The following is a 9,420-nucleotide window of genomic DNA, read 5'->3' as shown; positions in this document are numbered from 1 at the left end:
GATGCCCTGCTCGGCTCGAAGCTGAGCGAAGCCTCCTACGGCTTCTTCCTCAGCACCTTCGAAGGCCAGCTGCACAGCGCGCCCTACCGCAGCCCATTCGAGCACGCCAAACCCACCTGCCCCGGCCCGCAGACCGCCGTGGTGGTCACCCCCAGCGGCCATGAAGTGTTCACCGACAGCCTCAACCGCCTGTGCGTGCGCTTCCACTGGGATCGCCTGAGCCAGGACAGTGAGTTGAGTTCGTGCTGGCTGCGCATGCTGCAACCCAGCAGCGGTCCCGCCTGGGGCAGCGTGCACGAGCCGCGTGCCGGATCATGAAAGATGACAGCACCGGAAATATCGAACTCGACTCGGGATATAAATTCTCATTCGGCCCCAAATACTCTCCAGGCGACGGCACAGTCCCTGTCTGTTCTGCCGCAAGCTCGAGAGCGTTTCCAACCACCCGAGCAGCATTTGCTCATGGAGACAATAGCACCCTTTACCCAAAGGTTTGCAGGCATGGCAAATTCAACAACTCATCTGGCTACGAACACCAGAATGCATATAACGACACAAAAGGTCGCACGCTGTTTACGACGCCTTATAGTATTGTGAGGATATCTCAGCATGTTAAATCGAGCTATGGATATTTAATGACAAAGTCAAGAACGAAATTATTCGCCATTATTACAGCCATCACAATCTGCACTTCGGCCGGAGCACAAAGCATGCAACATCATAACAACACCTTCTATTTCGGACGGTATAAGATTGAAGTGCCCACCGACGGTGCAAACATTTGGACCTCTTACGAGGTCGTAGAGGAACGAATTGAACTTATCAGTAAAAACGGAAAGCGAGATATAGCGACAAACAGCAAAAGCACTATTGCAGAAATTACCAAAGAGCACAAAGCTGGCTATGCTGAAGACTACGACCAAACAATCCCGCTCGAAGGCGGGGGTGAAATCATAGTATCGAAAAACCGCAAGTACAACTTCCACATATATTACCTAACCAAGAAAAATACTCTGTATCGACAGAAAGTCGAATCAATTCCTTATGAAGACTTTGAAGATGCCGTCAAAATAGCAAAGGAGTTAAATGCTTCTATTCATTACCGCAATCCAGCAGACCAACCGCCAAACGCGACGTTTTCTATTGAAGCTGGATACATGAAATTACCAATTAATAAATTTGACGAGAAGGTATCCATTGGCCTTCCCGTATCATCCGTGCCTGGAATCCACTTAACATTTGACACACAACTTATTGGCAATCCTAAGGCTGGACTTCTTTCGAGATTTGAGCAACAATCAACAGGGGTACTACCACTTTTCAAAAAATTGGTAACTAACACTACCATTATTAGAAAGGGCAATAAAAATATTTCAGGCCTAGAGTTTGAGGAACTATTAATAAAGACAAGATCGGAAGGAAAAAATAGTTATGCTTTCCGCCTTGAATTTCCTGGAACTCCTAACTCAAGCATGGAGCCGTACACCGTTCTGGAATTAAGCACGATAGATAACGGACCAGGATTTGAAAATGACCAATCGGCAATCGATTTCTGGGATAAGCTGGTGGCCAGTCTAAGTCGCATATAGCGTAACTTGATGGTTGATGCGCTCGGAACCGCGCCATTGCCTAGTCGAGAGCATACGCTACCTAGCATCGTCTTCAACGACAGCCCAGCAGCAGAAAAGCGACATGCTGGGTAAGTATCTCTTCAAGATCATCGAATAACTAATGGTGTCGCATGGAAAAAAAACAGACCACGCTCCAAACCGAAATAGGACCTGACGGGCGCGAACAGGCATCGGCTCCGCTGGAGAACCAGGGTTGTGCAGATAATTTATTGTACATAAGCCCCAGGCAGGCGATTCCAATAATCTTTGTTCCCGGCATTATGGATTGAATCCATACACGGATACGAACCGCTTGACATCGACGCATATAAAAAGGCCTCTGCTTGGAGCTACCCCGTCTATGCTTCCGGGTATAACTGGCTTAGAAGCAATGAAGAATCCGCCGACGAATTGGCCAAATTCATCGAGTTCGTACTCTCCGACTGTGCTACTCGATTAAAATTAAAATGTTCGCAGGTAATATTGGTGAACCATTCCATGGGAGGTTTAGTTGCAAGACGCTGCGCGCAAAAGCATCCCGAACATATTTTAGGCATCGTTCATGGTGTTCAACCAGCAATCGGTGCCGCAACAGACTATCGTCGAGTCAGGGCTGGGTGGGAGGATCTGGCAGGTCGTCTCGCCATCGGAGCCAATGCACGTGAAGTAACTCCAATTTTCGCATCCCCAGGTCCGCTGCAGCTGTTACCGAACCAGCTTTATGGGAACAACTGGCTAAATGTTTCATTGGCGTTCAAAAGACACAACAGCACTAATGTCGCGACCCGAAAAGAACAACCCCTACAAAGAAATCTATGCCAATACCACTTCGTGGTGGCGCTTATACGACCCGCAGTTAGTTGACCCCCGCAAAAAAACGCTCCCCCAATTTCTGAAGCTTGGGAGTTATACTTAAAGAACCTCAAGTCCGCAGAAGAATTTCACGCCGAACTTGGAAACTACTATTTTCCCGCGACATACGCGCATTACGGCACTGACAGGGGATATCCTGCGTGGCATAAAATTCAATGGATTATAGAAGGCGTCCGAAATACCACAGGCAACTATTCAAATCCTCCACCTATCGAGGTTACGCCAAACCTGAAATTAGCAGCTGACAACCAAGCCAACTACGTCATCCTTAAAAATCTTGCGACCGCTGGAAAGGTTGCATACCAACCTCTACAGGGGCCAGCCTTGATAGGGGTTGATTACAGCGGAGACGCTTACAGGGCTACTATGGCTTCGCCAGACGATTCTGGTGACGGTACAGTGCCCACGCATTCAGCGGATGCTCTAACAAAGTTTGTAACGTTTTCAGCGAAGCTTAAAGGATTTGATCACGCGCATTCATATGACAACAAAACTGTCAGAGCTGTTACACTACACTCCATAATCAGCCTATCCAAGCACGCAAAAAACTTATGCCAACCATAAAATTGAATCATTTAAAAAAAACAGGAGCAGTAACTTTATGCGCATTACTTGCTCAACCGCTAACATCCTTCACATGCTTTGGAGTTGAGACGCCCATGAATTTACATGAAGACCATTCAAGCAGTGAGGTTTTGGTGGGCAAATATATCATGCAGCTACCTGATAGTGCCGAGATGTCAGAAGCATTTCTTAATCTTGACGGTATACCTATTAAGATCTTGCCGAGATTTCTCGAGGCTCGCACCGCTCGCCATGTCGAAAAAGCATGGACTGAAATTGAACTGCGAAACAAGAAAAATAAAGAAGGCCCAGCAATCCGGGAAAACTTACCCGGAGACGCAACGCTATTTCAATACGATCACATACGCATAACGGGGCAAGGGTTAGACGGCAAAGAAATAAACAAAGTCGTCCATTCAACAATGGCTTTCGGCTGGATGAACAACTTAATGTTTCAGTTTGGCAATGACGACACGCTTGGTGCTGAAGACAAAATCAAAGTCCTTTGGAGCAAAGTGAAGCTTAGTCAATCAAATGCTAACAACCAACATCTCTGTTTCGCTCAGGCGTGCATCGAGCACAGCAGTCTTGACGAATCCGCAAACTTGATATTCAAAATAAATAAATTCAAAAACCTAACAGCCTCTTTTAAGTCGGCAGCCTACATCGGCGAACCTCATCTACCACTATCGGAGCAAAAGCTTGATAATTACAACCCAGTGACCGAAGCAGACTGGATTTCCCAAAATGATTTCACACGTAAAACTTTCCGCAATAACAAACGCAGTCTAGATGGACTTAGCGGCGAAGAAAATATTCATGCTGCCACTTACTTATCCGAAGGGGTATATCGCACTGAAGTTCATGCAAAGTGGTACTTCCCAGGAACTCCAGAAAAAATAGATAGACCCGAAATATCTATAGACTTGGACTTCAGTTACATTACACAACTTAAGCCCGCGTCACCCGCCGGCTTTTCTACAACCGGCGAGGACGGTTCTCCTACAGAGGATCAATTCATGGCGATATGGGATGCTGCGCTTAGCTCCCTTAAGTCTCGATAAATAAATAGCAGTTCGAGCAGATGCACAAATTTAAGCGCCATCGATAACGATGGCTTTCCCTGATCTCTCTGGAACCGCATGTCATGGACCTGACCTTCGGCACCTCGCTCTCGCAGAGCTGCCGCCTATTGCAGCTAACCACTCCGCTGGGTACCGACGCGCTCCAGGCCCTGCGCGCCCATGGCATCGAGCGCATTGGCCGCACCCCGCGCTACACCCTCGACGTGCTCGTGCAGGACACCGAGTACGACCCGAACCAGCAACTTAAGAGACATTTTTAATACCTTTATCGATCGAGTTCAAAAGTTTCACAGCATGATTGAAAAAACTACCATACTGAAACATATGTACATTATGCCGCAGAGTCAAAGTCTAGCGACCTTTATTCATGGGGGGGGGGGCGTTGAGTGCGGACCAGGTAATCTCGATGGCCTGGATGCTGACAGTGCCAAATTAACTAGAGATAATCTTAATATCGAGATAACCTTAAATAAACTTTATTTTCTAAAAATCAGTCACAGCTTTTATCCGGGCGATGGGACGGTTCCTGCTCTATCATCAACAGCGTCTCGAGGCCACAAGGGGATCAAAGCCCTTTTCGCTCACGGCCAAAACGGAGGAAATTTAACCAATACTACAAACCAGGCATCCATAGCAACGCACCAGGTTATGAACACCAAAATGCATACACCTACGTTCATTATGCTAGGAAAGCAAAAGAACTAGCGCTTCTCACATAGATAGACAAAACGTGGCGATCTGTTTGGATTGACTAGGGAAAGATAAATGAGCTCAAATGACCAAAGATGATAACAGGGGACTGTTGAGCTTGACGCCGGATATAAGTCCACCTTTGCACCGAAGTACTCCTCCACAACGGGACGGTAGCACCCTGCTCGTCAGCAAGCTCAAGGTATTTCCCAACAACCCGAGCGAGCTTTTGCACATCACAAAACATAGTACATTAAACCCACGGCCTGCAGGCAGGGAATCTATAATAACTCTACTGGCTACGAGCATCAAAGAGCAGATATTGACACAGAAGACCCAACTTCATTTGCCACACTCTACAGCATCGTAGGAGTATTCCAGCATGTCTAACTCTAGAAGCCTAGCTAATTATAAATATCTTCGAACGGTAATACTAACCACTGTCCTAACATTGCTATGGTGCGTAGGTGCTGGAGCTGAAAGCATGCCGAATGAGAAAAATATCTTTTATTTCGGACGCTACTCCATTCTGGTCCCTACCGACGGAAACGGCATATGGTCTTCGTATGAAGTTGTGAAGAAGAGAATAGAATTCATCAGCAACAATGGCAGGCGCGACCTCCCTAAAAGCACTGCAGAGGTAATCGCTACAATCACTCGCAAGCGCAATGCCGGCTATACCGAGGCATATGAACGTACACTTCCACTTGATGGCGGGGGGAAAATCGTAATATCCAAGGATCACAAGTACAATTTTTATATTTACTACTTAACCCCAAAAAATACACTCTATCGTCAACAAGTCGAATCCATACCATTCAGTGCATTTGAAAAAGCCATCGCTAGAGCCAAAGAACTAAATAGTCTCATCCATTATCGAAATCCCGCGGAGCACCCACCCAACCAAGCTTTTGCGCTAGAGGCTGGGTACATGAATTTACCGATTGACAAATTCGATGAAAAAGTTTCAATAGGACTACCTGTTTCATCAATACCCGGAATTCATTTGACTTTCGATACGCAGGTGATTGGACAGCCAGAGCCGGGACTGCTATCTAGGTTTGAAGAGAGATCAGCGGGCGCCTTACCCCTTTTAAAAAACCTCCTTACTCGTTCAAGCGTCATTCGCAAAGGTAAAAGAAATGTTGCCGGATTAATGTTTGAAGAACTATTAATAAAAACTAGGGCTGAAGGGAAAAACGTCTACGCGTTTCGGCTCGAGTTTCCAGGCACCCCTGAACTCAGTCTAGAGCCCTACACAGTACTCGAGCTTAGCACAGTCGATGGTGGTCCCGGTTTTGAGAATGATGAACAAGCACTCCAATTTTGGGATGAAGTAGTGGAGAGCTTAAAGCGAATATAAAAGTAGCAAATAGCTGCGGCGTGCAGTGTGATCTTATGCCGTTTCGCACCCCGCAGCAAATCCAAGCGAAGAGTTTCAGTAATTTATTTCTACTTATGTGGAACTTATCGGTTACTCCGTGCATTTCAAGAGCTACCCTGGCTCGAAGAAGCACTTCCAGTAATCAATCATCTGCAAATTACCCCGACCCCAGAGACGGTTTCGGTTTTATTTATGGGACTGAGCATCTACAGCCAGGCAAATTACGGCGCGAAATGCAATATGAGTCCCTCATGGCCATTGCGCGACATGAGCAGCTCGTGATACTCCAACCTTTAATTTATAATAGCCTGGGCTTCAAGACACTATTAAGAGGCCAAGCACTATGGGAGGCCATATAGGAGCGCCTCGACGCCTTGCCTCACTTAGCATTCAATGCGAGACCAATAATCCGGAATTCGATATCGTTATGACAGAAGGGCAACTATACAACAAGATTGACCGAATAAACTTAATTACAGATATTGCCGAAATTATCACCGCTTGATGACCACAAAGTTCGATCACATGAAGCAAAGCATCCAAGACATCTCCGAATGGAGTTACAATGTTTAAAAAAATAGGTTACCTATTATTCATTTTTATTTCTGCTTGTGGTGAACCAAGCTTGAGCACAAATAAACCCAACATTCAACTTGAAATTGGCACGCCTGTTGATGCGGCACTTTCATCGTCATCTGCCAAATTTAACAAAGACTGCGCTCAGGGTCTGTGCCTTTACAAATTTTCGCTATCATTTGCCAACGCATCGCGTGCAAACTTAACAATCAACTCAGGCACAGACAGCTTAAAGTTTGATGATATAGTCAGTACCACTCTAGGCACTTTTGAAAGCAACATCATCAACTATGCCAGGGTGACGCTAGGTGGCGTACCACAGGATTCCGAGCACCACCAGGCCATGCGCTACTTCTATGAGCAAGTAGATAAGCTAAGACTTGCAGGCTGGAACAGATATATCTTTCAGAACGAAGCAAGACTCTCCGGCGAGGAAGCAAAAAAGTTCGAAAATGCTCGATCAATACTTGTCAGCCCAGTCGGTACAGGGCCATGGAAAGATCCCGCTTTAAAATTGAGCGCCGAAGATTGGCTTGCCCTTCCAACGATAAACAGCTGGTATTTCTACAAAGATGGAGTTTATCTTCTATTTCGTGTTCAACGTGAGAAAAGCACTCAAGCGCCACAAAAAATCGGCTCTTACTTGTTCACGCTTAACTTTGAATCTGAATCCGAATTTTATAAAGGCTTCGTTGAAGGTGAAAAAGACCGTGAAAACTGGAAATCCCTCGTTCCCCCCATACTCAAACGCATGGCACAAGAACGCGCCCAAACCGAAGCACGCCTAAAAAAGATGGGCATCGCCATCGATGAAAACTACCAGGACCCGCCCATCAAGGCCCTGGAATAACCCGTTTTTCAGTCCCACTCAGGAGACCCCTTGTCATGGACCTGACCTTCGGCACCCCGCTCTCGCAAAGCGGCCGCCTATTGAAGAAAATTAAAACAACGCAGCCGTCTTTGCGGCAAGAACTTTGCGATGTAATTGATGAAGTGAAATTTTTTCACAGCGACATAGAAAAAAAGTACCATACGAACACTTTCGTGCATTATGCTGCCAAACCGAAATCATCCAATCTTTATACTTGGGGAACAATTGAGTGGGCAGCTAATACCCTCCAAGGTCTCGATATCAAAACAGTCAATTTGAGCAGCGACAACCTGGACGCAGAGATCACGCTAAACGGCTTATATACCCTGAGCATTGGGCCTGGTTACTACTTTGGCGACGGTACGGTTCCGGCATTCTCATCTACTGCCCCCCGAGGTAAACCAGGCGTGCACGGCGCATTTGCTCACGGACAAAATGGTGGAATACTGAACCGTTACTGTAAAGAAGGAGCATTCAATAACTCCGCGGGTTACGGCCACCAAGATGCTTACACTGACAAAGCCGGTCGAACGCAATTCGCCACTTTATACAGCCTAATAAAAATCTCTAATAGCATTTGACATTTCAATAGGAAAGGGATCTAGGATGAATTTAGCACACCGAATTTTAATGGCTGCAGCTTTATTATGCGCATCATGCTCCCTTTTCGCAGCCACCAGCAAACCAAGAGAGGCCGTCATGCCTGAAAAGAACTGGAACACGTACTACTTCGGCCGTTTTCAATTATCGCTCCCACGAGGCTCAGAAATCGCTGCTGACTACAAGATTTTTGATGAAAAACTTGAATTGGTAAGCAAAAACGGAAAATCTCAACTGCCAGTCATTACTCAACGCCTCATTGAAGACCTAGAAAAAGGAGTTGCTCGCGGGACCAGCAGCAAATACGAGAAAACAATTCATCTCGACAATGGTAGCGTGCTTTTACTTTCACGGCTCAGCACACTCTACACCTTCAATGCCTACTTACTCACAAGCAAAAACACGCTGTATCACATGATGATCAAACGTGTCACACCAAACGGTGTACCTGAAGCAGTAGAGAACATGCGTAAACTAAGCAATGCCATTTATTTCAGACGCCCTGATGCGGAACCCCCGCAGGGAGCATTCGCATTGGAGGCTGGTTATTCCACACTCCCCAACAATCAATTTTTCGAATCTGTCTATATGGGTGCCCAAATTAAGGGTCATACAGGGAACTATGTAAGCCTTCTTACAAAAAGCATTGTCGATAAAGAACCCAGCCTTCTCGAGCGATTCGAGCAAAGGGAATATGATCCCGTAGTAGGTGAGCTGTCAAACAGTGGCCGTTTACAGATCCTTCGAAAGAACAAGCGAACTGTAGGCGGCATCGATGGGGAAGAAGTGGCAGTTAGCACGATAATAGATGGCAAACCATTTTATGCCTTCCAATTCGAATATGATGGCACATTAGAATCAAATACGCGCCCTTATATTGCGATTGGGTTAGGCACTCATGAAAATGGAAGCAATTTTAAATCGAATGAGGAAGCGTTGGCGTTTTGGGATGAGCTGCTATACGGTTTTAAACCTCTTCCGGAGTAGATGGATGATGGCGAAGGATTTATACATTTCGCCATACAGCCGCCTGTTGCAGCTGACCACCCCGCTGGGGGCCGACGCGCTCCAAGCCCTGCGCGCCCACGGCGTCGAGCGCATTGGCCGCACCCCGCGCTACACCCTCGACGTGCTGGTGCAGGACACCGAGTACGACCCGGAGAAACT

At 46.5% G+C, this 9,420-nt stretch carries 10 protein-coding genes and 1 pseudogene; all 11 read left to right on the top strand.

From position 1 onward, the window contains the following. Positions 1-312 (top strand): annotated as a pseudogene (locus ACIPZC_RS25815) (type VI secretion system tip protein VgrG); the annotation flags it as partial. Positions 313-314: 2 nt separating this feature from the next. Continuing rightward, positions 315-1,589: a T6SS immunity protein Tli4 family protein gene (locus tag ACIPZC_RS25810; RefSeq protein WP_400630359.1), complete on the top strand. Its 1,275-nt coding sequence runs from the start codon at positions 315-317 to the stop codon at positions 1,587-1,589. A gap of 288 nt (positions 1,590-1,877) precedes the next feature. After that, entirely contained in the window at positions 1,878-2,474 is a 597-nt protein-coding gene (locus ACIPZC_RS25805; protein WP_400630357.1) for a lipase family alpha/beta hydrolase, read from the top strand. A gap of 668 nt (positions 2,475-3,142) precedes the next feature. Further along, entirely contained in the window at positions 3,143-4,111 is a 969-nt protein-coding gene (locus tag ACIPZC_RS25800) for a T6SS immunity protein Tli4 family protein (RefSeq protein ID WP_400630355.1), read from the top strand. Positions 4,112-4,194: 83 nt separating this feature from the next. Further along, a complete protein-coding gene (locus ACIPZC_RS25795; protein WP_400630361.1) occupies positions 4,195-4,392 on the top strand; it encodes a hypothetical protein in 198 nt (65 codons plus the stop codon). A 34-nt stretch (positions 4,393-4,426) separates the two neighbouring features. Further along, a complete protein-coding gene (locus tag ACIPZC_RS25790) occupies positions 4,427-4,837 on the top strand; it encodes a hypothetical protein (RefSeq protein ID WP_400630353.1) in 411 nt (136 codons plus the stop codon). 469 nt (positions 4,838-5,306) lie between these two features. Continuing rightward, positions 5,307-6,185 carry a T6SS immunity protein Tli4 family protein gene (locus ACIPZC_RS25785; protein ID WP_400630351.1) on the top strand — a complete coding sequence of 293 codons (879 nt, stop codon included), beginning with the start codon at positions 5,307-5,309 and terminating at the stop codon, positions 6,183-6,185. A 35-nt stretch (positions 6,186-6,220) separates the two neighbouring features. After that, on the top strand, positions 6,221-6,565 hold the full coding sequence (locus tag ACIPZC_RS25780; protein ID WP_400630349.1) for a DUF2515 family protein: 345 nt from the start codon (positions 6,221-6,223) through the stop codon (positions 6,563-6,565). Between the two features lie 206 nt (positions 6,566-6,771). Continuing rightward, entirely contained in the window at positions 6,772-7,632 is an 861-nt protein-coding gene (locus ACIPZC_RS25775) for a hypothetical protein (RefSeq protein ID WP_400630347.1), read from the top strand. 35 nt (positions 7,633-7,667) lie between these two features. Continuing rightward, a complete protein-coding gene (locus ACIPZC_RS25770) occupies positions 7,668-8,234 on the top strand; it encodes a hypothetical protein (RefSeq protein WP_400630345.1) in 567 nt (188 codons plus the stop codon). Between the two features lie 118 nt (positions 8,235-8,352). Further along, the gene (locus ACIPZC_RS25765) at positions 8,353-9,240 is read left to right on the top strand and encodes a T6SS immunity protein Tli4 family protein (protein WP_400630343.1); all 888 of its coding nucleotides are present in this window, start codon (positions 8,353-8,355) and stop codon (positions 9,238-9,240) included. Positions 9,241-9,420: the final 180 nt, after the last annotated feature.

It is taken from the genome of Pseudomonas sp. NPDC089743, assembly GCF_044748785.1.
Taxonomy (GTDB): Bacteria; Pseudomonadota; Gammaproteobacteria; order Pseudomonadales; family Pseudomonadaceae; genus Aquipseudomonas; species Aquipseudomonas putida_X.
Note: the sequence above shows the minus strand (reverse complement) of the source record. Positions and strands in the feature narration are given on the sequence as shown.

Bases quoted from the DNA above. Each gene is read 5' to 3' on its own strand.
- ACIPZC_RS25810 (WP_400630359.1), top strand. From the start codon at position 315: ATGAAAGATGACAGCACCGGAAATATCGAACTCGACTCGGGATATAAA.
- ACIPZC_RS25800 (WP_400630355.1), top strand. From the start codon at position 3,143: ATGAATTTACATGAAGACCATTCAAGCAGTGAGGTTTTGGTGGGCAAA.
- ACIPZC_RS25795 (WP_400630361.1), top strand. From the start codon at position 4,195: ATGGACCTGACCTTCGGCACCTCGCTCTCGCAGAGCTGCCGCCTATTG.
- ACIPZC_RS25790 (WP_400630353.1), top strand. From the start codon at position 4,427: ATGATTGAAAAAACTACCATACTGAAACATATGTACATTATGCCGCAG.
- ACIPZC_RS25785 (WP_400630351.1), top strand. From the start codon at position 5,307: ATGCCGAATGAGAAAAATATCTTTTATTTCGGACGCTACTCCATTCTG.
- ACIPZC_RS25780 (WP_400630349.1), top strand. From the start codon at position 6,221: ATGCCGTTTCGCACCCCGCAGCAAATCCAAGCGAAGAGTTTCAGTAAT.
- ACIPZC_RS25775 (WP_400630347.1), top strand. From the start codon at position 6,772: ATGTTTAAAAAAATAGGTTACCTATTATTCATTTTTATTTCTGCTTGT.
- ACIPZC_RS25770 (WP_400630345.1), top strand. From the start codon at position 7,668: ATGGACCTGACCTTCGGCACCCCGCTCTCGCAAAGCGGCCGCCTATTG.
- ACIPZC_RS25765 (WP_400630343.1), top strand. From the start codon at position 8,353: ATGCCTGAAAAGAACTGGAACACGTACTACTTCGGCCGTTTTCAATTA.